Annotated in this window: 29 protein-coding genes; 18 read left to right on the top strand and 11 right to left on the bottom strand. The window is 47.3% G+C overall.

Annotated features, from left to right (window positions below):
- Position 1: 1 nt before the first annotated feature.
- The 4 genes from J2S36_RS04715 to J2S36_RS04700 form a co-directional block, all read right to left on the bottom strand.
- Entirely contained in the window at positions 2-481 is a 480-nt protein-coding gene (locus J2S36_RS04715; protein WP_309956058.1) for a hypothetical protein, read from the bottom strand.
- Between the two features lie 5 nt (positions 482-486).
- On the bottom strand, positions 487-1,713 hold the full coding sequence (locus J2S36_RS04710) for an MFS transporter (protein ID WP_309956056.1): 1,227 nt from the start codon (positions 1,711-1,713) through the stop codon (positions 487-489).
- 7 nt (positions 1,714-1,720) lie between these two features.
- Positions 1,721-2,845, bottom strand: a complete 1,125-nt coding sequence (locus J2S36_RS04705; protein WP_309956054.1) for a DNA glycosylase AlkZ-like family protein — start codon at positions 2,843-2,845, stop codon at positions 1,721-1,723.
- 1,050 nt (positions 2,846-3,895) lie between these two features.
- Positions 3,896-4,270: a hypothetical protein gene (locus tag J2S36_RS04700; RefSeq protein ID WP_309956052.1), complete on the bottom strand. Its 375-nt coding sequence runs from the start codon at positions 4,268-4,270 to the stop codon at positions 3,896-3,898.
- A 33-nt stretch (positions 4,271-4,303) separates the two neighbouring features.
- Here J2S36_RS04700 and J2S36_RS04695 point away from each other — a divergent pair, with 33 nt between their 5' ends.
- Positions 4,304-4,510 (top strand): hypothetical protein, encoded by a 207-nt coding sequence (locus tag J2S36_RS04695; protein ID WP_309956050.1) that lies wholly within the window; start codon positions 4,304-4,306, stop codon positions 4,508-4,510.
- A 357-nt stretch (positions 4,511-4,867) separates the two neighbouring features.
- Positions 4,868-5,284, top strand: a complete 417-nt coding sequence (locus J2S36_RS04690; protein WP_309956048.1) for a hypothetical protein — start codon at positions 4,868-4,870, stop codon at positions 5,282-5,284.
- A gap of 897 nt (positions 5,285-6,181) precedes the next feature.
- Here J2S36_RS04690 and J2S36_RS08615 read toward each other — a convergent pair.
- From J2S36_RS08615 to J2S36_RS04670, 5 genes are all read right to left on the bottom strand, one after another.
- Positions 6,182-6,493 (bottom strand): hypothetical protein, encoded by a 312-nt coding sequence (locus J2S36_RS08615; protein WP_374717331.1) that lies wholly within the window; start codon positions 6,491-6,493, stop codon positions 6,182-6,184.
- Between the two features lie 167 nt (positions 6,494-6,660).
- Positions 6,661-6,912: a transposase gene (locus tag J2S36_RS04680; RefSeq protein WP_309957490.1), complete on the bottom strand. Its 252-nt coding sequence runs from the start codon at positions 6,910-6,912 to the stop codon at positions 6,661-6,663.
- Between the two features lie 235 nt (positions 6,913-7,147).
- Complete coding sequence (locus J2S36_RS08655) at positions 7,148-7,354, bottom strand: IS1/IS1595 family N-terminal zinc-binding domain-containing protein (protein ID WP_445344344.1); 207 nt, start codon at positions 7,352-7,354, stop codon at positions 7,148-7,150.
- 390 nt (positions 7,355-7,744) lie between these two features.
- The gene (locus J2S36_RS04675; protein ID WP_309956046.1) at positions 7,745-8,440 is read right to left on the bottom strand and encodes a response regulator; all 696 of its coding nucleotides are present in this window, start codon (positions 8,438-8,440) and stop codon (positions 7,745-7,747) included.
- Positions 8,440-9,597 (bottom strand): sensor histidine kinase, encoded by a 1,158-nt coding sequence (locus tag J2S36_RS04670; RefSeq protein ID WP_309956044.1) that lies wholly within the window; start codon positions 9,595-9,597, stop codon positions 8,440-8,442. Before J2S36_RS04670 ends, J2S36_RS04675 begins: the two co-directional genes overlap by 1 nt.
- Before the next feature lie 460 nt (positions 9,598-10,057).
- Between J2S36_RS04670 and J2S36_RS04665 the strand changes: the two genes are divergently transcribed.
- From J2S36_RS04665 to J2S36_RS04595, 16 genes are all read left to right on the top strand, one after another.
- Positions 10,058-10,219 (top strand): aureocin A53 family class IId bacteriocin, encoded by a 162-nt coding sequence (locus tag J2S36_RS04665; RefSeq protein WP_309957488.1) that lies wholly within the window; start codon positions 10,058-10,060, stop codon positions 10,217-10,219.
- A 166-nt stretch (positions 10,220-10,385) separates the two neighbouring features.
- Positions 10,386-10,646, top strand: coding sequence for a hypothetical protein (locus tag J2S36_RS04660; RefSeq protein ID WP_309956042.1), 261 nt, complete (start codon positions 10,386-10,388; stop codon positions 10,644-10,646).
- A gap of 22 nt (positions 10,647-10,668) precedes the next feature.
- Entirely contained in the window at positions 10,669-11,367 is a 699-nt protein-coding gene (locus J2S36_RS04655; RefSeq protein ID WP_309956040.1) for a hypothetical protein, read from the top strand.
- A gap of 6 nt (positions 11,368-11,373) precedes the next feature.
- On the top strand, positions 11,374-12,282 hold the full coding sequence (locus J2S36_RS04650; protein WP_309956038.1) for an ABC transporter ATP-binding protein: 909 nt from the start codon (positions 11,374-11,376) through the stop codon (positions 12,280-12,282).
- Positions 12,279-12,734: a PH domain-containing protein gene (locus J2S36_RS08610; protein ID WP_374717330.1), complete on the top strand. Its 456-nt coding sequence runs from the start codon at positions 12,279-12,281 to the stop codon at positions 12,732-12,734. Before J2S36_RS04650 ends, J2S36_RS08610 begins: the two co-directional genes overlap by 4 nt.
- Entirely contained in the window at positions 12,731-14,140 is a 1,410-nt protein-coding gene (locus J2S36_RS04645) for a PH domain-containing protein (RefSeq protein WP_510183383.1), read from the top strand. The genes J2S36_RS08610 and J2S36_RS04645 overlap by 4 nt, the downstream gene beginning before the upstream one ends.
- 375 nt (positions 14,141-14,515) lie before the next feature.
- Positions 14,516-15,127 (top strand): helix-turn-helix domain-containing protein, encoded by a 612-nt coding sequence (locus J2S36_RS04640; RefSeq protein ID WP_309956034.1) that lies wholly within the window; start codon positions 14,516-14,518, stop codon positions 15,125-15,127.
- A 196-nt stretch (positions 15,128-15,323) separates the two neighbouring features.
- Entirely contained in the window at positions 15,324-15,614 is a 291-nt protein-coding gene (locus tag J2S36_RS04635; RefSeq protein ID WP_309956032.1) for a 50S ribosomal protein L7/L12, read from the top strand.
- A gap of 136 nt (positions 15,615-15,750) precedes the next feature.
- A complete protein-coding gene (locus tag J2S36_RS04630) occupies positions 15,751-15,912 on the top strand; it encodes a hypothetical protein (RefSeq protein WP_309956030.1) in 162 nt (53 codons plus the stop codon).
- Positions 15,909-16,361, top strand: coding sequence for a hypothetical protein (locus J2S36_RS04625; RefSeq protein ID WP_309956027.1), 453 nt, complete (start codon positions 15,909-15,911; stop codon positions 16,359-16,361). Before J2S36_RS04630 ends, J2S36_RS04625 begins: the two co-directional genes overlap by 4 nt.
- 303 nt (positions 16,362-16,664) lie before the next feature.
- A complete protein-coding gene (locus J2S36_RS04620) occupies positions 16,665-16,850 on the top strand; it encodes a hypothetical protein (protein WP_309956026.1) in 186 nt (61 codons plus the stop codon).
- Positions 16,851-17,366 carry a hypothetical protein gene (locus J2S36_RS04615; RefSeq protein ID WP_309956024.1) on the top strand — a complete coding sequence of 172 codons (516 nt, stop codon included), beginning with the start codon at positions 16,851-16,853 and terminating at the stop codon, positions 17,364-17,366.
- Between the two features lie 252 nt (positions 17,367-17,618).
- The gene (locus tag J2S36_RS04610) at positions 17,619-18,569 is read left to right on the top strand and encodes an Abi family protein (RefSeq protein WP_309956022.1); all 951 of its coding nucleotides are present in this window, start codon (positions 17,619-17,621) and stop codon (positions 18,567-18,569) included.
- 240 nt (positions 18,570-18,809) lie between these two features.
- Positions 18,810-20,633, top strand: a complete 1,824-nt coding sequence (locus J2S36_RS04605) for a glycoside hydrolase family 2 TIM barrel-domain containing protein (protein WP_309956020.1) — start codon at positions 18,810-18,812, stop codon at positions 20,631-20,633.
- Position 20,634: 1 nt separating this feature from the next.
- Entirely contained in the window at positions 20,635-21,114 is a 480-nt protein-coding gene (locus J2S36_RS04600; protein WP_309956018.1) for a NanQ anomerase/TabA/YiaL family protein, read from the top strand.
- A gap of 31 nt (positions 21,115-21,145) precedes the next feature.
- Positions 21,146-22,663: an amino acid permease gene (locus J2S36_RS04595; protein ID WP_309956016.1), complete on the top strand. Its 1,518-nt coding sequence runs from the start codon at positions 21,146-21,148 to the stop codon at positions 22,661-22,663.
- 182 nt (positions 22,664-22,845) lie between these two features.
- On the opposite strand, the gene J2S36_RS04590 is transcribed toward J2S36_RS04595, so the two are convergent.
- Both J2S36_RS04590 and J2S36_RS04585 read right to left on the bottom strand, forming a co-directional pair.
- Positions 22,846-24,201 carry a TFIIB-type zinc ribbon-containing protein gene (locus J2S36_RS04590; RefSeq protein WP_309956014.1) on the bottom strand — a complete coding sequence of 452 codons (1,356 nt, stop codon included), beginning with the start codon at positions 24,199-24,201 and terminating at the stop codon, positions 22,846-22,848.
- A gap of 169 nt (positions 24,202-24,370) precedes the next feature.
- Positions 24,371-25,027 (bottom strand): methylated-DNA--[protein]-cysteine S-methyltransferase, encoded by a 657-nt coding sequence (locus J2S36_RS04585; RefSeq protein WP_309956012.1) that lies wholly within the window; start codon positions 25,025-25,027, stop codon positions 24,371-24,373.
- Between the last annotated feature and the right edge of the window lie 54 nt (positions 25,028-25,081).

Genomic DNA, 25,081 nt, shown 5'->3' with positions numbered 1-25,081 from the left:
ACTATCCCTCAATGAGAACAGCAGTTGGAGCAGATCCAAAACGTGCAGGTAAGGGCTTAGATGATATTTTGCATAAAACATCGATCCCCTCACTTGACGAAGCAGTCACTATTTTACAACCCATAGTTGCAAGAGTTGACTTAACCGCAAAACCCGCAGGAATTTGCGTTGGGTTGCACTCACCGCGACCACCTCTCAACGCTACAGCGATTACGAGTGGAATACCGTATGCAATAACAAGAGAGCCTAATGTGTTCAAAGAAGACATTAGACCAGAAGATTGCATCATCACAAGAGGACGACGTCTTGCTATATACAATCCAGCACCAATAGCAATAGCTTCTTCCTCACGTGAACAGAAGAAGACATCGTTGAGATTAATTAATTCAACCATGTCGTTCAATTCTGAACATGGAACCAAAGGAAAGGAATCGTAGCAATTATTCAGCATATAAGATGGCGAGAGTACAGAATCAAACATGTATCTCACTCCCTGTGACTATTCGGAGTTTCTATAAGAAAAGACATTGCTGTCAGCAGCACAAGGATTATACTTAAGGCATTAAGCGAAGAGGTCAAACCGACTTGTGACAGTAAAAAACCTGCGGACAGATTCGAAAGACCACTACTAATATCATATGATGCTCCGATAGCGGCATTCATCTCTGTTTGTTGCGCTTCTCTATAATGTTCACCTATAAGCACGAAAGAAATGATGAACATGATCGTCATAGCAGAACCCAAAACTATTGAGCCAATAACAACAAATAGTAGCCTGGATCCGAGTGATATAAATACTACTCCGACTGCGATAGAAAGTGATGCAATTTGGTATTGAGAGCTGATGCTAAGTGACCTGGGTTTTATTTTTCCGAAGAATAAGCCTGCGAAAAATCCAGAAAAACTGATTATACTGAGAAAGATGCCAGAAGCGGATTGTTCACCTAGCGATGCTTCAGACCACTTGGTGAGTAGAATACTTAAAGCACCCATCGCAGAGCCAAGACCAAGAATTGGACCAAGAATTCCCCAGGTAGCTCGATTGAGGTAAATCGAGCGGAAATTACTTTTTGGAGATTTGGGAGCCATTGCTGTATCGACTCTTGATTGATTAATTATCAGATCACGAGTAGATACCTCCTTTCTCCCAGCTAAAATAATCAGCGCTGTCGTGCCCATGAATCCGCATAATAGACCGAGCGGAATAGCCCAAAATGCTCCGACAGTAGACCATAGAAGAGCAGTAATCAACGGAGTTATAGCAAACACGAGTTCTTCAGCCACAGAATCAAGTGCATGAAGTGCGCGATTAAAATCGTCGTTTTGAGCAATGCGTGTCCATAACGTTCGTACGAGGGCAGGAGTTGGCGGGACTAACAATGTTCCAATAAACAAAAAAACTACGGCAATATGAAATGGCTGATCAACATAACTAAGAAATGCGCCAAGCGCCATGAATGAACAATATCCGACAGACATAGGAACAATTGTCCTGAGCGGTGAAAACCTCATGATCAGCCTGCCTTTATATGGCGCAGTGAGTGCACCTGCTGCCATCAGCAGCGATGATGCAATGCCAGCAAACATGTACTCATGTTTGCTGGCATATAAAGCGATTAGACCGAATGGCACCAAACCTGCAGCTAAACGACTGAAATTGATCGCTAGAAGCAGTGGTGAAGCTTCACGATCGGAAAGAATCTCTTTGTACATTATCTGCTCACTTTACGCTTTCAAGAGGAGCTGTCCAAAGTTGGAGGATATCTCTAACTTTGCTTTCGACAAAACCTGGATTGACGCTATCGACAATTTCCAGATTTTCCACCGTTACGTTGCCATTTGAAACTCTGGCAGCTATCCGTCCGATAATGTCTTCATTGCTCAGCAGGGGCATGGAAAAGTAGCCAAATTCGCGTTTATGCGCTGGCTTGTAAACTTCGAGCCGATAGTCCTTGCCAAACAGGGCAAGCTGCCGTGGGCGATGCCAAATGAGTGAATCAAAAGGTGAGAGCACCACAATCTGAGAACTGGTCCAATCAAGTTCGTCAACTGCATTGAGCAAGTGTTCACTAACCAGCCAGGTATCTTTAATCCCTTCAATACTGACCGGAATAAAACCTTTTTCATAGCAGTATTCGGCAATTCGTGGGTCTTTCGGGAATCGAAAGTAATCATAAACATCTTTGAGCGTTGCGATGCCCAGAGCATCCAATGCGATATCTACTGTTTTTCGTAGACTTTCCTCAACGCTCAAAACCTCACCAGCTGGCAAATTTGCTTGTTCAGGGGTGCTGTAAATTCTTTGCCAACGTTCATCCCGGCTTACCACAGCCAAGTCGCCAAAGCTCAATAACCATTCGCAGGCGACTTTCACTTCACTACTACGATCCCAGCCGGTGCCGTGAGTTTTGCTCAACATCGCCTGGGTGGCAGGCCCCTCGTCGCGAATCCGCTGCAAAACCTCAGCACCCACTTTCCGATTATATGGAGGCCCAGTAAGACCATTTTTACGAATTAAACTGCGACGCCAGTGAAAAATAGGCCACGAAGACTGAGGGAGCAGCGAATGTGCATGTCCCCAAGTTTCATATAAGCCCGCCGCTGCGTTGTAAAGACCATCAACTTCAGACCGCTGCACTCCCCGGGAAAGAAGCACAATTTCTTGCGAACGCCGCACCGCCTGAATCGAATCAACCTGTACGCAGCCCAACCGCTTCACCACCGAGTCCAAAGAATTGACCGACTCAAGCTGCGCTGGAGCCAACCCCTGCGCCAACACCGCCACTTTACGCGCCATCCGCAGATCAATATTCACAGCATATTTTACTGGCTGGCCTTCGATCATAGTCTCATACACTCACGGCTTATTGGAATCAGACGCGCAACCTCATCCCCTCTTTTAATCTCAACTCGGCGTTTTGGAGCGATAGCGATACTTATGCCTTTAGGCGCAATTCGCTTAAGCGTAGCTGGCGATAATAGTCCTATCTCAACTCCAAGATCCGGCATCAGCGGTGAAGGGATAATAAGGACTCCTACGTCATCCCATTTTTCAACAGTCCATCCCTGCCTCCACTCGATAGTGCCAAGAGCATTGGGAAGGAACATCGATTGTCGACCTGCATCGCTTTCAAACTCATATGAATTTAACCATGGCGGGGGATCGAGAGCTATTGTTGCGTCTCCACGAGTCCAAACCTGACTTTTTCCGACAGCCCGTGCAGAGTTTTCAACAGAAACTCCTCCTGCGACTTCAATTTGCTCAATCGGATAGTTGCAATCTTACGCACAGTTCCATTCGCGTCTTCAAAGACCGACAAGGTTCCAGAGTCTGTGTCCGTGGAGTATATTTCAGTCATGCATTTTCCTTCGTCTGACCTAGCTATTAATGTTACCTACACTATCATACATATCATTCAAGCGGTTAAGTGCCAGGTGTGTTACCCAGAAAGTATTCCTTGTCTTTGGCACTTGGGGTGCACCATTACAAGATACCCTCACCACTGATAAGGTTGGCTCCGATGATCCATTCATTTTATCTATCCCGCCGAAGTAATAAGCACCATTTGCACCAGGCACGAAGAAAATACACCAAGCATGCACCCAAATGCGCCAGCCTAGAGAAATTTGCATCACCCAGCAAGCCTTTGCACCAAGCAACCCGCTTTGTATTAAAATGAACGTCTAAGTCTCCACTATCACGTCGCATTTGATAAGGTCGGCGTTGCGTTTGGCGAGTATGCCCTTGGGGGGTCTAAAAATCGGCGAGCGTTGGCGAGTTCACATTTTGCCTAGTCAGAGCGTTGGCGGGTTCATGTTTCTTGACTGGATCTAGTTTTGGCGGCATAAGAAAACCCGCCCTCAAGTGAGGCGGGCATGGCGACACGAAACAGGTCTACAGGTTGATGGTGACCCGGCGGCCGTCACGGAAGAAGAACTCGATACTTCCGGTGCCAACAATGGCGTGGTCGATCAGGGCCGTCCACTGGGTTGGCTGAAACTCACTGATCGGTTGGCTGGCAAGCTGATCGAATGTGGCCAGTAGTGCATGGTGTTTTGCTTGGCGTTCTGTAATCTGCGCCTCCAGGGTCTTCAATCGGTCGGCAGCCTGGTTGTAGTCTTGCTCGATTCGTTGGATCTGCTTGGCGTATTCGTCTTGGTCGGTAGCGACGTGTTGGTTGTGAGCCACCATTGCGGTGAACGCTGTTTCTAGTTCAGCCTGCCGCCCGGCTAATTGACAAGGAGCGGGGGGGGATAGCGTTCTTGCCATCGGTCTATTTTTTGAAAGGCGAGGTGGGTTTTTATGTCTAAGAAAACTGTTGCTATTGCTAGTGCTGCATTGTTGGCAGCTAGTTTGGTTGTTCCTGGTGCGGTGAAGTCGGTTGCGGCTCCTGAACAACCAACTCCTGAACAACCTAAGAATGATGGTAAGCAGAAAGCTACTGATAAGAAGTCTGCTGATAAGAAGATCGTTAAGGGTAAATTACCGAAGACTGGTGTTAACCGTTAAATTTTGTAAAGTTATTGCTTCCTACGGACTTCGAGCGGCCACATTTATAACCACACCCAGGAAATTGAGGTTTTGAGAGCCTGTACTTATGGAGTAGCCTAGGTGCCAACATGACCGATTCCGCTACCCATCAAGGTGGGAGTCCAGGGCCGGTCTTCGTCTATCTCAGATACCGATCACGGAGTTCAGCCGGTGGTGCAGGCCAAACAATTCAAAACGTATTCAGAGCAAGTTGACCTACTGCGCTCACGCGGCATGAGCATCGTCGATCAAGCACGCAACGAGCACACCTAGATCGGTATGTCCTATGCGTGTGGATATGAAATAATGCGTGTGGATATGAGGGGTTGGAAGGCAATGAAGCAATTACAGGATCAGCACAGTGTGCTTTCTAAAGTGGCAACCTTGATGATTTTCATTGCAGGCGCTCTCGCCACGGCTATTGGCACATTCGAAGCCCTGAACCAGCCAGTGTTACCGCTATGGTCAGTTTCCGTGGCTTTCTTATTCCTCATCGCAGGGTGCGCATTCGCAGGAAAGAGAATGGCGGGCGTGAGTGCCCCGTGGGCGTATCTCGTCGATTTAGCCGTATCCGTGCTGATCGGTTTTACTTGCATGGCGATACAAGAACACGTCGCCAACAACATGTTGGGCGTGAGGATTTGGCGTTTTATTCTTGTGGGCGTCATGTTTTTCGTCGTGTCGGGATATTTCTACAAACGCCACCCATCAGCACCCCAGCCTGTGAGTGAAGAATCCACTGATCAACAGTGACGAGCTAGAGCGCATGGACGTGCTCATCGAGAAAAATTCCTGGCAGGCGTAAAACTTGTGCTTCCCGCATTTGGAGTACGAATACTCGAAAATGGCCATGTTGCTGCTTGCAAGGAATCTTGATCTGCTATTCCATGCTTGCGAGCTGAGTTGTGGATAGAAATGCTCATGCCAGCTAACAGCGAAGCTACAATATCACCATGCAAGCTGAGCCTCGACGGACTATTAACAGCAACTCGCACACTAGATTATTTTTGCTAAAAATTTTCACAACAATAAGCTTTTCATTAGGGTTAATTTCGCTAGTAATTGCAACATTCCCAAGCTTCATATTGACGCGAACCTTGAGCACAGTTTTTCCATTTGCTCCACAATGACGCAGGCCGAGCGAAACGGGAGCGTGGCTCACATTTCCGAGGCAAAGGAAATTGTTGACGAGGGCGCTGTGCGTCCGAGGAACACTATCACCTCGCATTTGATAAGGTCACTGTTGCGTTTGGCGAGTATGCCCTTGGGAGTCTAAAAATCGGCGAGCGTTGGCGAGTTCATGTTTTGCCTAGTCAGATGCCGATTTTAGGCGAAAAAGAAAACCCGCCCAAGAGGACTTCGAGCAGCCATATTTATAACCACACCCAGAAAACTGAGGTTGCGAGAGCCTGCACTTATGGAGTAACCTAGGTGCCAACATGACCGGTTCCGCTACCCATCACGGTGGGAGTCCAGGGCCGGTCTTCGTCTGTTTTAGATGCCGATTACGGAGTTCAGCCGGTGGTGCAGGCCAAACAATTCAAAACGTACTCAGAGCAAGTTGACCTGCTGTGTTCACGCGGCATGAGCATCGTTGACCAAGCACGCGCTAAGTGCCAAAAATCGTTGCTTATGGCGGCGTGTCGTGGTTTATGTTGATTGTCGTGCCCAGCCTTTTTGGATGTGGAGGCCGTCTTTCCAGGGTGTGTGGGTGTTGATGGTGGTGTCGATTTCTACGGGTCTGTCAGAGTCTTGTGGGGTGGGTTTCACAACCGGTGTGATGGTGTTGTTCTCGAAGGTTTCTAAGGGTTGTGGGTCGATTGAGTGGTGGTAGAGCCAGTAGTCGATGGCGGTGAGCATACGTTCTTGTGACAAGCCTCGGTGAGCATGGAGGAAGGCTTTTAAGGGCGAGTTGATGCCTCCTTCGAGCGGGTTTGTTGTTGCAGCGAGTGTGCTTGTCACGTCAAGATCAGGGTCAAGAAAGGTGAATAGAACACCGCTTTTGATGTATGTATCGAGAGATTTTATGATGCGTCTGGTCTCGTAGTGTGTTTACCACCATTTCTTATTGTTTCTTGCGAAAGCAGGAATATCACTAGCGGATACGTCGCTGCGGTAGGTTTTCTCTTCTAACCATTCATCATAGAGTGGTGGAATGCGGCGAGTTTCTTTTCCCAGGTGATCGCTTCTTCGGTGGTGGTGATTCGGGTTAGGTCAAGGCCGAGTTGGCGTAGAGCCTTGTGTTGATCGGTTTTCGGGTTGATGGTTGTCACGCGTCGAATATTGCGTTGGATATGGACTAGGCAGCGTTGAATATGTGCCTGCGGCCAGCATTGTCTAATCGCTCCTAGTGCTCCTTTAGCCCCATCAGTAACGACTATGATCGGGGGCGGGAGTACGTGAAAGTAGAGCCGTGTAGGAGGCTTTGTTTTCTCGTTGGCATAGTTGATAAGCGATCACGCCCTCAGTAGTGGAAGCGATCAGGACGCACCAACCGTAAGCGGTGTATGTGCCGTCGAGAAAGACCTAATCATAAACCTCGCCAGTAACCTGCCAGATCGGGCAGGTGTCCCAACACCAAGCGTGTTCACTTTCCCACGTGGTTAAGGACTGTCCTTAGACTCGCCTGGGCGCGGTGTCAGTGACATAGGCAAGGAACTGGCGGAACTGGCCCTGGTGTTGTTGCCGGTGATCGCGCGATGTTGAACTGTAGCGGCAATCGGGGCAATACCAGCGCCTGGTACCTGATTTGTTCTTCCCGTTTTTCTTCATCGACTCCCCGCATAAAGGGCATGTGCGAGCGCGTTGACTACGAGTTTTCACCCCAAGTACATACACCACGCAATGTCAAGAAAGGTAACACTTTTAACCCCGTAACCTAAAAGACCACGACTTTACCCTGACACGGCAACGGAAAATCCAATCTTAAGCAACGAATATTGGCGCTTAGCCCGCAACAAGTGAGTAAGATACGGGTGTGGCGAGCGCTACTAAGGTGAGCGGCAATTGAGCATTGAGCGTCAGGCGCGTGAAGAACTCGCTAGTTTCAAGCCTAGATGGCTGAGCTTGATTCGAGGGGAAGATGGCGTTGACACCTTCGGCTTCATGTACGATAGCAGCATGGCTTTTTGGCATGTCTCGTGAGAGAAAGCGGTTAAAACTGCGCAGCTGTGTTATTACATTGATGCAAAGGTATGGTTGCCGCTAGCGCAGCTAAATGCTTAATTGAGGCAGTTCGGAATCGTCTTGCACTACACCAGATTTTGCTGCCGTAAAAGCTAACTCGCAGCGATTCGCGCATCCCGTGGCGGTCAATATCTCGGAGGCATATGTGCGTACCGAGTTTTCAGTGAGCCCCAGCTGGCGCGCAATGGCCTTATTAGTGAAGCCTTGTGCTATCAGCTCAAATATAGGCCGATGTCGATCCGGCAAGTTATGGACTGCTTTAACGAACTCAGAGAATTCTTCCTGGCGATGTTTGTGTGCAAGGTAGTTAGCCGTCACTAGTTGAATAGGACGCGGTCCAAGCACGGTAGCCCCTTCGTGCGCTTGTAGTATTTGTTCAATTAGACGAGAGAATCGAGTGTCTTTAGTCAGAAAACCACGAACTCCTAACTCTAATGACTCGGCTAAAGAGCTTTCCCTTTCAAAAGCGGTGAGCATCACGATAGTAATCGTAGGAAACGAAGCTTTCAATATTCGCGCTGTGCTCACTCCGTCTAATACAGGCATATTTACATCTAACAGCGCCACATCTACGGGCTTTTTGGCGAGGATACTCAACGCTTCAGCGCCGCTGGTTACCGTAGCCACAAGGTCTACTCGCGGATCACGGCCAAGTAGCGCCCCAAGGTGTTCGAGCACAATCTGATCGTCATCTGCGAGAAGCACACGGACAGCAGAGTTCATCATCGCTCCTCCTGTGCTGGAATCTCGCCGTATAAAAGCCATCGATTTTTGAAACGCATATATTGCACCATGCCTCCTGATTCCTTGAAATGAAATTCGAGGTTTTGCAGGCCAAAGCCACCGATAATACTGGGTTCCGGATTATCTGCAATGGGATTACTTAGGGTAGCGCTCACGGCGCTTTGCTCGCCTACAGAGATCAACATTGATGCGCAGGCTCCCACAGGGGCGTATTTAAGGATGTTTGTCACTCCTTCACTAATAAGTAGCCTAAGCAAAGCCTTTTGTTGGTCGCTAAGCTCGCTATCGAGATTGTCCGGCATCTCCACTTCGAGTGTTATTTCCCGCGTATTGAGCATTCGTTGCGCCAATTCGATTGTGGAGGCGAGATGTGCACTGGCTGCGGGAGGTTGGCGCATGTCCAGAATTACAGGGCGGACTCGCTGAGATGCTTGAGAAGCGATCTCTGCAAGGTCTTGGAGCTCAGACTGAAGATCCGTATGCTTATCTGCTAAATTCTGCGCTGAAAGCGTGATTCGCACGAGATCTTTGGCTACTGTGTCATGCAAAAGAGTAGCTAGCTCTCTGCGCACATGGGCACTTGCTGCTGCAGCTTCTTCATGCGCTTTTTGTGCTTCCTCTGCATAACGGGTATTTTTGGCGTGCTCTGCTCGAAGCCAGAAGCCCAGACCGAACACTATAATCGCGCCAGTTACTGCGGAAATCAGCTGTTCGGCAAGCGAAGCAGAAGAGAAAACAGCTGCTGAATAAGCAAGCGCTATTTCTGCGGTTATATAAATCGCAAAAGCGGGCAAAATCCACCCGTGTACCACCCAGCTCACGGCAATTATGTATATGCCAAAGATTAGGAAAGAAAAGTCATTTCCCACTGGGGTCACGGCACAAATAATGAACTCCGATAGGTACACGATTTCGAAGGCGAATCCGTAGCGTCCGCCAGCAATGAGCGTGCCTATCATTAAGCCTGCTATAAGTATGGAGTAATCACTGCGGTATTCACCTGCAAGCCAGATGCTTAGCTCCAGTGCGAAGACAGCAACAGCAGCGCCAAAATATGTAATGGTTCTAGGCGTTCTTTTCGTCAGTGGGATTGATCGCACCCACCCCTTGTATGTAGTAGGCTCTGCTGAGGTCATAGACTAATTATTCCCACAGAATGGCATAGAAGAAATTAGCTTACATATAAATAAATTCATTGCTAGATTGGTATCAGGTTCGAAGAAGCGTTCATAAAGCTCAGTCGTGCTAGGTGGAGAGTCTTCAATGCGATTTGGAGATAGCACCTTCGGTATTTCCAGTAGCAACATGAGCGCGACAATTACGGCTATCGATATTCTCCTCACCATAAACCATCATCCTCCAAATCGTATAGCCACTGTTCTCACGAGTATACCGGACAGAATCACCTTCGCAGACCCATATATCAACAAAGATCGATACGAATATGCTTACATTTTGCGATTACATTCCGCTTATGCTAAATGGTTGTATAGAAGTGGCTGTTGAAAATCACAGCTAAATGGTACGGCTCTATCAATAAGGGATGTCTGATTTCCCGTTGATGAGCTATTGCATGAGCAGAAAGCGGTAGCGCACATGGGTGCTGCGTTCAAAGTAATACAGCTACTTGCCAAATACGGTAAGACCGCCGTTAAGTGGGCTTGGGATCATCTTGCAACGATTCTCGATTGGCTGGCAAGAGGCGAAGCTATCGAATGGATAGTTGAGAAGATTAAAGGAATCGTGGGTGCAAAATAGCTTCCGCAGTATGGCAGGTGGTGTGCGAACAAGATGCTGTGCGCATTCCACCTGCCATTTCGAGTAGCGCTTTTCTTTGCAAAACATTCGAATATATTCATTGCGCGCCGTGGTTGCTGATAGCAAACTTATGCAGTTGCGTGCTTGGAATCATGAAAGGAACAAGATGAACTTTAGATCAAAGCTCGCGTGGGCGCTTGCGGGATTCGTGGCTATTGCAACTGGCTTATTTACCTATTATGTGGCTAATCAGGTATCAGCATCAGTAATAGCTGAGGTCAATGCTACGGCCAGCGAGGGACTCATCGCTTTGTGGATCTTCACGATTGGAACAGCTTTGGTGGCCGGTGCAATCGTGCTGCTCCTCGTAGCGTATCTGGCTGGGCGCAGGAGTGCACATCTCGAAGGCACTGATTCAGGACTCTGAGCAAACGCAGGAAATCACGGTTATGAGATCGTTAATTGATTACTACGCGTCGCTTCGCAGCCAGAGAGCCTTCTTGCTGCTCATTGCTCTCATCTCACTGGGCGTCACTGCTTTCCGAGCTAGTGATCGATGGGAAGCACGATCGCTACTTGCCGTAGTTGACACTACGCCCATGCTGCTGGGGTTGATGGTGGTCGTCGTGGTGTCAGGGGTGTGGAGCGCTGGCTCGCTGAATTATTATCTGTTGCGGTATCCAAGCGGAAATCAGGTATTCGCGAAGGTGGTGCTGGCTGCGGTCATTTATGCCGAGGCCGCTGCCATTGCCGTCTTTGCACTCTCAGCAACTGAAGCATTTCTCATTTCCTTGGTGCTAGGCGAATCTTTTTCGGCGATGACGCTAATTCAGGCGTTGCTGCGGTTACTGCTCTTGGTGGGGCTGTTTGCGTTTTTTGCAGCAGGCATAGGATTTTGCGGCAAATCTGTGGCAGCTTCCACGATGCTTTATGTGCTGCTTGTGTGGCTCATGCCGGTGCTTTTGGTGAGTTTTTCGCTACTTAAAGACGGCTTGGGAGATCTCCTCTCCCAATATTCGCTCGCTTTTCTCACTATCAAAATACAGGCAGCAGCATCAGTATCTTTGCTTTCCGCTACGGCAATTTTCGCACTGTGGGCGTTGGCAGCTCTTGCCCTGGGGGCTATTAGATTCCAAAAGGAGCGGTAATTGCACATGATTGCTGTGAAAAGTGTGAGTAAAGCGTATGGAAGTACCCAAGCACTAAGTGATGTGAACTTTGCTGTACCGCATGGCTCTATTACTGCGCTACTTGGCCCGAATGGTGCTGGCAAAAGTACCCTCATGCGCATAATTTGCGGGCTGGAAAATCCCGATTCGGGCACGGTTTCGATAGCGGGCGAAGCCTTAAATAAGTTGAAACGCCCGGTGCAGCAGATAGGGGCAATGCTGGATCCCACTTGGCTCGATCCACGACTAAGCTGTGCGCAGTTTTTGAGAATCCAATCATCGCTATTGGGGATTGCCGACAGCCAAGCGAGCGTGGCGAGGATGCTCGACAAGGTGGGTTTGCCTGGTGTGGCTCGTAAGCAGGTAGGAGATCTATCTTTGGGGATGAAGCAAAGGCTCGCACTTGCTGCTGCACTACTAGGCGATCCGCAGCTTTTGATCCTAGACGAACCTGTGAATGGACTCGACCCGCAGGGTGTGAAGTGGATTCGTTCTTTGTTGATGAATTTTCGTGAGAGTGGTGGCACTGTGCTCATCTCTTCACATCTGATCTCTGAAGTTCAGCTAATCGCTACTCATATAGCAGTGATTAGCGCGGGTAGTTTGCGTTATTGCGGACCGGTAGAAGCTCTTGAGCAAGATAGAGCGGCTGCTCAGTTTAGTGCTACAAGCCAGAGTGCCAATGAGCAATTATTGGGTGCCTTACAATCGTTGAGGCGTGATCTTCATTTTTCTATTGACGATAAAAGCGTGACTGTGCAGGGGTTTTCTTCGCAAGAGGTATTCACTATTGCAGCAAAGCGAGGCATAGTGCTCACTAGTCTTACCCCCGTATTTCGTTCCCTTGAGGAGAGTTACTTCAGCTTGGTAGAAGAAGGAAAGGAATCGTTATGAACGCCGCGATACGGCTGTATCGCATCCCCGATAATTGGCACCGCCGCTCTCTTGCGCGAAACCTCGTTGGTATCCTTGTTTTTTCAATTGTGCTTGGGTGCGTATCTTTGTGGCCGACTACATCTCGGTATTCACTTTTGTGCACGCTTGTTTATTCCTTAATTGTGCTACTTTCGTGCTGTGACGTATTTGTGCTAACTCCGATGGCCATGAGACATACCACGGTTTACATTAGTGATGCTGAGCTCTCGATTAATCGAGGTAAGACTTGGTTGAGAGTTACTCGGATTCCAAGAAAACGGATTAACTCCGTGCGACTATCCCAATCGCTGTTATCTCGAAAATACTCACACGCTAGGCTGGTCGTGACAGCCACGACTGCCGTGATAGATTTACCTATTCTCAGCCTCGCAGATGCTCAACAAATTGCTGACGAGATCGCTTCTGGATGATGAATAGTTTAAAGTTTAGGAACTCTCGGCGACTCATTGTCGGAAATTTGCTACAAGCCTGTAAAACTGGGGTGCCTGTTTCTGTCACGATTCTAACTCTTATGCTAGCTTGCCCACCGAGTGTTGATAAGTGGCTATCTGTGTTACTAATCTACTATTTATTCACGCGTGTGTACGTCATTTTTTATGATTGGTGTGCGTATAGCTACGAAGTTGATGAGGTAGGAGTTCGGTCTATTCGTAGTTTTGTTGCTAAGAGCAGCGCATGTATTCGATGGCAAGATGTTGCGTCTATTTCAATATCTAATGATTTAATCCTTCGCTTGTGCAACATTGTGCGAATCGAGATTTCAGCTAAAGGCAGTGGCGTAGAGCCAATATGCATCTATGGAGTGGATTCCAATATTGCGCAGATTATTGATGAATGGCAACGCTCTTGTCTAATGAGAGCGTGGGACAGTGATCCTAACGATCTTGCGCCAAAGTCTGATTCCTGTCGAGTATTAACGGCTGGTTTAACGCCATGGGAATGTGTAGGCATTACGTTTAGCCATCTGTATTTCTTACCATTACTGTCTTTGGTATTTGGGTGTTTTCAGTTCTTTTTTCTGGGCGAGCAGTATTCGCCGGATATGCTGGCTAGTGTCCGCATCTTCTTCGGACATTTTTCTATCGTAGAGCAATTTGCGGTGGTGTGTTTGGTAGTTGCTATTGCGATTGTATTGGAATCGGTGATCGTGTGGCTGGGCTTTTCAAACGCTCGATCTGAGATTGAAGGACGGCAAATCCGATACTCGAAAGGGCTAGTGGCAAGCGGCGTTCAGTCTATCCCTATCGATGAAGTGGAAGTGATTACTATCTCCCAAAACCCCCTGATGGCTCTACTAGGTCGATTTAATGTCGCAGTACTGGGTTTTAACTTTGCATCAAAGGATTATTCTTCGGGGCGGATTGCTACTTTTGTAAAGTATGCTCAGCTACAAGAGATTCTAGCTGTTTTTAACGTTAACGATTTTAGTTTTCATCGTGGGAAGTGGACATACTTAATGCGCTTAATGGTTTTTGCTGCGGCCACGTCGGGAGCGTTTTTAATGTTAGTGTTTCTATGTGGAAATAGATTTGCGCTAGTTATTACCCTAATGTCAATTGTAGTAAGCTATGCGTTTTTTAATCGCTCGCGCACTTTTGATAATCGTTGCGCTGACACTCAATGGTTGTATATAGAAAAAGCGTATTTAAGGCTAAAAGGTGTTTATTTGCGGACTTCAGAGCTTCACCCTCGATATGAAGTTGTGTTAGCAACTAATACTCGTAAGCTGATAAAGCTTACGGTCATTAGTTTTTTAGGGCGAATGGTACATAGGCGCTTTCTTTGGCGTGTCTACTGGCCTAGATCACGACCCTGAACGGGCACCTTCGATTCGAACCTGTCGGAAATTCCGACAGGTTGCCTGCTCGTCTAGCTCTGCCTCGTCGTAGATGTTGCGAATGTGGTCAACGATGTTTGTTCGAGAGGACTGGAACAGCTCGGTCATCTGCGTCTGAGTTAACCACACTGTCTCACCCTTAAGACGCACCTCAATAGCAATGGCACTATCGGAGTTGATGAGTGCCATCGTTGGACATTGAGACCTCACCATGTTGCAGTATATTTGTGCTAGTCACACGCGTGGCAACCGTCCGTAGCAGGTAGGAAACCCCGCGTAGCCGTGTAGTCGGTTGCGCCTACCGCCGGATCTTTAGATGCTAATAACATCAAACCGATTAAGGGAGGGCTGACTATGGCACTGGCAGATCGCATTAGAGAATGCCGCACTAACCTCGGGTTTTCGCAGGCGGAACTCGCCGAGAGAATTCATGTCTCAAGGCAAGCGGTCACGAAATGGGAATCCGGCAAGGGATATCCAGATATCGATAACCTCAAAGCCATGTCAGTGTTGTTTGCCGTCAGCGTTGACTACCTGCTTGACGAAGAACCCGGCCCAATTACCGACGCGAAGATGCGCGTACCCATTGATCTGGACAATTTGACTGCCGAGCACACTTCCACCGGAGCAAAACATGCCAAGTACGACGTAGCAGTTCGTCAAGTGTTCCCAACCGCAATCATCAAGCCACTGCGACACAGGCGCAAGAATACGAAATCTGAGTCAGTGATTGAATGGATCATTTCCGCTTTGAACTATTTCATAATCGACGTCTTCGGAATTTTCGATCTTAGAGACCGTCTAGAAAAGCTTAATGAGCGCTATTACCTCGTCGAGGAAAAGAATCGTCAACTCCTTGCAACCGTGACACCAGAGGCCGTCATCGCCGAAGAACTCAGTCACCGTGTGGACAAGAAGTTCCGAGTTGGTCAAGACGCCTACCGCGTCGTCAACCGCACAATCTGATCGCAGAGAGCAACGACAAAGCCCACAGTGCACGGCGTTCACTGATCAGATGGGTCAATTACCTTGTTTGAATCGGCGTTTTTGCACGCAAGGGGTCCAGCCCGCTGAGGAACCCGAGCGCGGTAGAGATTGCCATCCTCCTACTCTCTCCGGGATAATCGAAAAAGCACTTTGTCATCATCGAGAGGAACTAACGATGGGTAAGTGGATACATCAAGCGCAAGAAATCGAGCGATTACGCCGTGAAAACCAACGCCTCGTGGCGCTCTTAGCGCAGTTGCAGGCTCGTCTCGGTGAAGAAGCAGACGGTTTTGATCTGTACGGTGTGTCGACTGAGGAGCGGCGCCTTGTTGCCTCGGGACACACAGTAGCGGCTATCAAGACTTACCGTGAACGAACCGGTGCCGACCTTCTGACAGCCAAGAACGCCATCGACTCTGTGGAGATGAGTGATCGTCACCGACCTGGCACACATTTACGGTATTAACCCGCAATCGCTCCCCCGGAAAAGTGTCCGTCGTCCTAGTACGCAGGCGAGTGAGAGCCATAATCCTATTGCACATAAAAAGTGACAATATTAACATCGATGTGTAGGGTTATCTATCCAGCCAAAGGAGACTACCATGAGCAACGTTCTAGAGCTACAGGCACTGAAGGTTGCGGGGGGCAACAAAGCCCGCATCAATTTTCTCGACAATCTCCGTCTTCGGATGCGTCTGGACTATGCTCATGCCGATGAGCTCGGTGTCGATTGCGGTTTGCTGATAGAAACGAGGTTAGTATGATCTCCAGGAAAAAGTGGCTCCTATTAGGCGTCAGCACTGTGGCCATAGCTTCCATAGCATGTGGCGTTTGGTTTTTCATCATCACAAATATGGCCGATGACTTCCAAGAGAGAAACGCCGAGAAGGAATGGATTTATCAGGATATCAACAACGGCGATGAACTATCGGCCGATTATCTATCCAAGGACACCCTTTATCTTTTCAGCACCAACGATGCAATTCGAAGTTCCTACGACTTCGAACAATGTCGCGTGGGCTCAACCATCTTGAGCAAGATTGATACGCATTTCAATCTTCCCTCAAAAAACGGTCAGGCACTATTCTTGGTGGGACAATTCAAGCAGTTCGTTGACGTAAGGGAAGACTCACCGAGAAGGCTCTCTCTAACTTGCAATAATTATCCCAAGGGAAACCAATTGGGACTCGGATACATGAAGGAAGATCGATAAACATTGTACTCAACTTTCGTTAGTCGGTAGGTGCACTTTCTGTATGTTTTGGTTAGAAATTGCTTCCTGGATTCAAAAAGCAGCACCTAAAAGTTCGTGTTTAATCGACTTAAGATTACGGAACGTTCGCCCACCAAGAACCTGATTCGTCTTTTGATAGGTAAACGAAGATTTCCTTTTCCGGAGTGGTGGAAATGATTATAGTAAAATATTGGATTTTTGAGGTGGTTTCTCGCCCTAGCATGCGTGATCTATGTGGCCGCTTAACTGGGTGTGCGATCCCTTGCTCAGAAGGTGACGGGCGTGGGTGGCTACGGCCTTGACGCTGTGCTGAGTGTGCCGTTGGGAATGTTGTTCGCAGCAAAAGAGTTCGTTCTTCCCGTCACCGAATGGGGATGGTCGATGTTCTTCAACGGCGTGTTCATTGGATTCTTTGGCATCTTCCTTTCTGACTACTATTACCGACGCCACCCCGAAAGGACACGGTAGATGACGCCTAGCGACAACACGTTGTTTGATGCTGATGCGGTTGAAGTTCTGATCGTTGAGCATGAATGGCATTATCTCGATATCGTGCCTTTCACGTTTACCAACCCCGCAAGCATCGCCTACGTCGATCATCTTGAATCTGGCGAGCACCTCGATCGTTTTGCTCGTAAGGTGGCATTCGTTTACCTAGGACTGGCGTTCGAATATGGCGGGCAGATCTATATCGGTGATGCCTCATGTTTCCTCGACACCCACCCACAGTTACGGGCGAATCAGAACATCACGGCATTAGATCCTGCGTTGATTGAGCGCATCATTGTAGATGTGATCGTAAGCATGTGCGGCACTATCACCATTATTGTCGAGGATTTGAAGGTGCTTATTGACATCTCGGGTGGTTTCCAAAATGCCGTCTACGGCGCGAACAGTCAATTTCTCAACCACCTGAAACTACTCGCTGGCAGTCAAGGACTGTTCCTCAAACACTATGTCAACGGCACGAGAACCCTACTCTAAATTCCCGCCGGTATGAGGCAAGATTGGCGGGTGAGCGGTTGATAAGCCGTGGGTCAGTGTTGACGAGCAGATCGCCATCCTTGTCCGGCGTAGTTTAGCGGATGCTGCGAGTATCGGCGGGAAATGAGCAGGATGCGGATTGCCAGTTGTTTGACATCCCCATGCACTGTCGGGGTATGATGGTGCTAACCGTTCAGCCCGCCTCGACCTTTGGTCGGGAGTGGGCTGGATCTCTTTACAGGATGGGTGGTTGTGTTGGGTAGACCGGTCAAGCAAGCAGCCACAACCGCTTGGCATATTGAGCTGTTGCGCTCTCGCGGGATGGATGTTGATGCCGACTTTGCAAGCCAATGGCTGACTTACGTCAGCTACTACCGCCTATCAGCATATTGGTATCCTGCCCGAGTACTTACACACGACGGGAATAGAGACGATAGTTTCTGTTCGGGTACGCGTTTTAGTGACGCGGTCGAGTTATATGAGGCAGACCGGAAACTGCGGGCACTCGTCCATGACGGTATGGAACGTATCGAGATTGCTATGCGTACCCGTCTCGGAGAAGCCTTAATCGCCACTGATCCTTTTGCCTATATGGATTCACAACGTTTTCGCCTAACGTTTAACCATCAACAGTGGATTATGGTAATCAATAAACGCATCGCGCGTGCAGGTAGGAATAATGAAGCTATTAAGCATTATCGCGATAACTATGATGGGCAGTATCCGTTTTGGGTGCTAGCTGAGGTGCTTGATTTTGCTGACATCTCACGTCTCTACGAGGGGTTACCTGCATCTGACCAGCGTTCAATTGCTGAGAATATGGGCATTACCATTGACCTAGCAGCTTTATCGAAAAATCAGCAGCGTAAAGCCAAACTACAATCACCGCTCGTGCGCTGGATGGAACAATTGACCATTGTCCGTAATTTTTGTGCACACCACGCAAGACTGTGGAATAAATCCTTCGCCCCTGCGCCTACTGCAGCTTTGCGAACACTTCCTCAATTCCAGAACCTACCAGCAGGGCAAAGCGAGCAGATGTTCGGGGTTCTTACTGTCATGGCCGGCCTTATTCGCATCACATCACCTGGAACAACATGGCCAGACAAAATCACGAATCTCATCAATCATGAATTTTTAGTAAATCCTCTTGTTACCCCGGCCAGTATGGGAATACCAGAAAACTGGAACCGCAGCTTCTAAACCCTACTCCTCGCGATAGTAGCTGCATTCGTACCCGTCCATCTCCAATAGCTCCAGCAACGCTCCCTGCAATTCCACCTGAAACACTTCCGATAGGGGGAGGGAGACCCTCGGTGTGCTCATAGGGATCGGGTTATCTGAGCGGGATTTTTGAGTATTAGCCCCTTATTTCAAACCGGCTCGGAGTGTGTACATAACGGTATGCTCCATTTTATGCACACAGGATAGAATCGAAGGGGATTGAAAATTTGCCGTATCTATCCAGCCTGGGAAAAAGCATATGTTGACCGCATCGAACGTCACGTTCTGGCGCAGCGAAATCATTCCGCTATCGTAATGTGGTCGTTGGGAAATGAATCTGGCTATGGGTGCAATATCCGCGCAATGTACCGCCGTTGTAAAGAACTTGATGCTATTCGTCCAGTTCATTATGAAGAAGATCGAAACGCAGAAGTTGTAGACGTAATTTCAACAATGTACTCTCGTGTATCGCAAATGAATGATTTTGGTGAATTTCCCCATCCGAAACCGCGTATTATTTGCGAATATGCACATTCGATGGGAAATGGTCCGGGTGGTTTAAGTGAATATCAGGAAGTTTTTCAAAAGTGGGATCACATCCAAGGACATTTCGTTTGGGAGTGGGCAGATCATGGCGTGCTGGTAAAAAACGAGCACGGTCAGGAAACGTATTGCTACGGTGGAGACTTTGGAGACTACCCAAACAATGGAAATTTCTGCGTTGACGGTCTTGTATTCCCGTGGCAAGAGCCTTCACCTGGGCTAACAGAGTACTCGTTTGTGATTGCCCCGCTTAGTTTTACATTTTCTGATAATCAATTGCGGGTTACTTCCCGAAAATGGTTTACAGAGATTTCAGGCATCGATATTCGTTGCAAGATTACTTGTAACGGAATTGAATTAGCTGCTTGCAAACTTGTTTTACCTATTCTTAGCCCAGGAGAAACGCACAATTTTTCCTTAGCTGAACTCATTTCAGAAGCGCAGGCAGCGCCGCAGAAACAAATCAACAATCCGGAAATGTGTAGATTCGATTTGTCAGTGCAAGCCGTATCGTCAGGCGGAGATCGCTGGCATCTCCCTGACGCAATATTTGCGCAGGATCAGTTTACATTAGCAGCGGATCAATTCATCAAGCCTGCCCCGAAAAGACTTTCGCAGGCAGGAAAAATCACAGTTGATTCAAAGAATCATATCCTCAGTATTTGCCATCCATCTTTTATCGCGCGATTCGATCAGATTACTGGCAAGTTGATCTTCCTTGGCAGTGAAACGGAAAACATCTTCAGCAGTGCGCCTGAGATACGTTTTTTCCAGCCGCTTATCGATAATCATCAACAGGAATACGATGAAATCTGGAAACCGCGTCTGCTTGATCATCTGCAAGAATCCACTCGTGGATTTACTTATCAAGAACATGACGACGGTGTAACTGTGAATGTGGAAGCCGTCGTCGCTCCGCCAACTTTTGATTTTGGAATGCGTTGTGGATATCAGTGGACTTTCGATAATTGCGGCAAAATCACATTGCACATATCGGGAAGCCCTTACGGAGAATATGCCGATATTATCCCGCGAATTGGGGTAAGTTTCGCTCTACCGAAAGAATTTTCCCAAATAAATTATTCTGGTTGCGGACCGGGAGAAAACTATCCGGATTCAAAGCGTGCAAATCTTTTCGGAAGCTATGAAACTACCCCTCGACAGATGGTAACTCCTTATGTTGTGCCGCAAGCAATGGGAAATCGTTGCGAAACAACTGACGTTACGATTTGCGATAGTCAAGAACGGGGAATCACCATTCTTGCTCAGCAGCTGCCGTTCAGCTTCCGCATATTGCCCTATTCTGACGAACAAATTTCACGAGCTGCTCACTTGAGTGAACTCAGGCAAGAGCAAACAAACGAAGTCAATATTGATTTTGCACTACTTGGATTAGGTTCTAATTCTTGGGGTTCGGAGGTTTTACAAAGCTATCGTACCCACTGGCAAGATTTTGCTTTTTCGCTCGGTTTTTTCCTCTGCACAGGAACGGAACAATGATATGTTAAGGTACTCAAATCTCACGTCGGCACGGCAGGTTCTTGCAGGAACAAAGAAGTGGGACCGCACATTTGAAGCAATCGCAGCAGCAGAATCCCTTCCGTCGGGAATTACATTTTCCGTAGGAGATTCACTGACTTGGCGAAGAATAGACGGAGAAAATTCCGATCCGGATTTTATCCAAAGTATTCGCTATTTGCGCGTGCTGTATTGTGCATCAGGAACTGCTGAGATTGCAGTTTTGCGCGGAGGTCAGATGAAGGAGCCCTATTCTGACCTTACCGATCGAATGCTTGTAGAAGTTCAAAGCCAGCGCGCAAACAGTTTCGGAAAAGCGCCGGAAGTAATAAAAATTTCAATTCAACCAGGAAATCTGGTCATTTTTGATGCTCCTGAGGCAACACAGTTGTTCACCTCAAGAGACTTTTCGGGAGTCCAACTGCGGGTAACTGTAGAAGGAATCAGCTTCCACAATAAGTAAACATTGGATTCACTCAAGCGAAGGTTAAATCATGAATACCAATACTAGAGCGCGTGTAGGAACATATGCGCTTCTCACAATGACCGTAGCAGCGGTTTTTAATTTCAGAAATGTAATCAACAATTCTGTGTCAATCGGTTTGGCATCGGCGCCAGCATTTTTCTTTGCGACACTTCTCTACTTTTTACCTTACACCTTGATTATTGCAGAACTTGTGGCACTCAATAAGAATTCTGAATCAGGTGATTACCAATGGGTGAAGACTTCACTTGGCGGTAGGTGGGCATTCCTTGGCGCTTTCTCATACTGGTTCGTGAATCTTTTCTATTTTGCGTCTTTACTGCCAATTATTTTGGTGTATGCTTCTTATACTTTTTGGGGTCAAGAGAAAGTATTTTCACAAACTACGATTGCGGTAATCTCAATTGCGATATTTGCTCTCGCCACATGGGTATCCACAAAAGGAGCTACCTGGATCGGTAAGGTCACTAGTGTCGGAGCGACGCTGATGATGGTCATGGCACTTGCTTTTATTATTCTTACTGCGGGTGCGCTGCTCGGCGGTTTAGAACCAGCTACGCCAATAACTTTAGGTGCTATGAAACCCGACACCACTTCATTTGCTGCAATGTGGGCATTTTTCGGTACTTTGGCTTGGATTATTCAAGGTGTAGGCGGTGCCGAATCAGTAGGTGTATATATTAACGATATTCGCGGGGGAGTAAAGACTTTCATTCGCACAATTATTTTTGCAGGTTTAATGATTGGTCTGCTCTACGCGATAGCTTCATTACTGATGACGGTGTTCGTTCCTGCCGGAGAACTAACGTACTCTGATGGTATTTTCCAGACGATGGGTGGTTTAGGTGCATACTTTGGTGTCGGAACCGAAATTGTAAATCGCATTGTTGGATTAGTGATGTTGGCTGCAACACTTGGTTCATTATTGATGTGGACGGCTACTCCAGTGAAAATTTTCTTTTCTGAAATTCCAGCTGGAATTTTTGGTAAGAAACTCGTCACCCTCAACGATAAAGGAATTCCCGTGCGCGCTGCTTGGCTGCAGTTTATTATCGTGGTACCAATTTTGTTAATCCCTGCTTTGGGTTCAGAATCAATTGATGGAATGCTGCAGATTGTTATTAATATGACCGCAGCAACTGCGCTCATTCCACCCTTGTTTATTTACTTGGCATATTTCTTCTTCCGCAAGAATTTCGATAATGTACCAAGGTCATTCCGTGTTGGGTCACGCAAATTCGGCATGATTATGTCTGCATTTATGATGTCAGTGTTCGCATTTGTCTTTATCACTGGAACCTTGCCCTATGGTCAAGAAGTTTGGATGACTCTTGTATACAATATTGGCGGTGTTGTAGTGTTCATTGGCGGTGCTTATCTGATTTATCTACGCTACATCAAACGTTTGAAAAAATCTGACCCAAACGCGGCAAAACTAGAGCTTTCACCCACTGCTGTGCGTCTATTGCCGCAGTCTGAAGCCTTTGCGCAGTCTGAGGTGCAGAGCAAAGAGATTCCGAGTAAATAGTTCACTGCGCTGATTTTTTGCCGGTACGCATCACAATCATGATTCGTACTTGGCTGAGTACAATACAACAACTGGAAAATTGGAATAGGGTTGCTGGAGTTATTTGCGAATGGCTCCAGCAACCCTGCAATTGGGAAGTGCTGTAAATTTGCTTATTTAGCTCGCGGTTTATAGTCAGATCTTTAACGTATTTCTGTGACAAGCCAGTCTTCGGCGGCGAAATCGTGCTCTTTTCTGCAGTATGGGCATCGTTTCAGCGATGAAGCGTCAAAGCTGCCTGCGCAATAATGGCATGTTACTTTCTTTACGGAGTAGTCTGGTTTTGCTAGTACACCGTGTTTGTGCACGATTTTCAAATTAACATCTTGTTTACGACGGATGATGCGTTTTCCATCATGAAAGTACAGAATAAGCGGAACTGCTAGTTCTAGTTCCAAATATCCGTTATTTATATGGAGGTTTTTAAATTCCACAACGCCTTGATAATCGAGGTGAACTATCTGCTCTCCCCAAGCGGGAAAAGCATTAGCGGCAAATTGTGGGAATTGTTGCACATTCGGGTGAAATAAAAGAATCCGGAGCAAGGTGAGTGTTTTGGAAACGAAATACTCGTAATTAAAAGAAGGATCTAGTGACCATAGCTGAGAAGTCACCCATTCGCGGTTGCGTTTACCGCGGTTGAGTAATTTTTGTTGTTTTATCCCTAACTTTATCAGCCGGAAAAGGGTAAATATTGCGCGTGCTAAATAAACGAAGAAGAAAATAGGGATAGAAACCGCCAGCATATTTAGCAGTAGGAGAAAGGAAAAACCTTCTTGCATGAATCTCCATGTTGATAGCGCTGCAAGGCAAATTAAACCGACGAAAATTACAAAATTTTTTATGCTGGCAACTTCTTTTTTTCCTAAATCTTCTTGAAAATAGAAGTTGTTAACTTTCGGAAATAGGTCTTTGATGAGATAACGTGTCCTGCAGTAGGGGCACGCCGTCAATAAATTTTCCACAGTTGTAATATTCCCACAACTACTGCACACGTAAGTCGTGTCGTGAATATTTTCGATTTCTTCTTCAGCGGGGCTGACTATGGCCTCATATAAGGCGTAATCTTTTTTCTTTTCTTTGTAAACCGTGCGGGAATTTTTACAAAAGCGAAGGGAACGTAGCACCGTCTGGCTATTGAGAGCTTTGGCAAATTTTGCTGAGCGAAAGTTGAAACTAGAAACGAGATCGAGAAATTTATCAGTGGATGCAATATATCCGTATGGTTCAATATCTATATCACATTCAACACCGTGTGCTGCTAAGCGTTTTTTCTGCAGTGAAAGAAAATATTGTACGTCCTGATTGCCGCTTTTTGCTTGTTCGCCTCGCTCTAAAGCTGCCTCATAATCGTGAATAAATTGGCTAAAAAGTTCTTTATGCTCAGATGCCAAAATGTCGGAAAATTGGACATCTTTGGTATTTTTCTGGTTTTCTTCTTGCATACTGAACCTCGTTTCGAGATCGCTTTTTCCTTTATTTTTCCCCTCATCAATCATCGTAGTCTGTCAATTTATTTTTCAGCTATTTACTATTATTCGACGGTATATTTATTTACCTTGCGGTAACTGAACTGTTGAATCCTGTTTTCCATCCTTTTGTATTCAAAACGAGCGAGAAGGATGGAAGTGAGTGCGGCTCGCGAATGCTTGCGCCAGTTTGCGAAGCTCATTCCGCTAGGGCGAGGCAGGTTAGTCTCGCTTCGTGCTGCAATAACCAGCGCTTCTTATCTATACCTCCTGCATACCCGGTCAGTTTCCGATTCGTCCCGATAATGCGGTGGCAGCCCACGACGATGCTGATAGGGTTTCTGCTAATAGCGTTAGCCACTGCACGGACTGCATTTGGGCGCCCAATGCCTGCTGCCGTGGCAGCGTAAGTGGTTGTCGTTCCAAATCTAACGGATCTCAAATATTCCCAGACTTGAATTTGGAAATCGGTTCCCGTGAAGCGGAGTGGTAGATCGAACTCCCGTCTGCTTCCGGCAAAATACTCGTTAAGCTGGCGTGCGACCTCTTCCGCCAAAGCCGCACCACCTGCGGGGATCAGTACGGGGTGCTGGTTTTCGTGCCAGATGCCGATCAACGCATCGTCATCCGTAACTATCTGCAGTTTTCCGATGGGGGAATTACTCACAAGTTGCAAGGTGTCGTTCCAATCTAGCTCATCAGATCGCTGGAGAAGTTGAGAACCGACCCTGAAGTTTCGCGGGCGGAACTGGTCTTGATAGGGAAAAGATACCAAATATGTAAGATCCTTGCAGTTTTCTGCACACAGCATCAGAAAACGTGAAGCAGCTTTTCCGAATATAGTTTTCCGCTCCACAACAACGAAAACTCTAAAAACGCGAACGCAAGATCTCCGCATATCCGAATCTCA

The sequence above is a fragment of the Arcanobacterium hippocoleae genome (genome assembly GCF_031456295.1).
In the GTDB taxonomy this organism is placed as follows: Bacteria; Actinomycetota; Actinomycetes; order Actinomycetales; family Actinomycetaceae; genus Arcanobacterium_A; species Arcanobacterium_A hippocoleae.
Note: the sequence above shows the minus strand (reverse complement) of the source record. Positions and strands in the feature narration are given on the sequence as shown.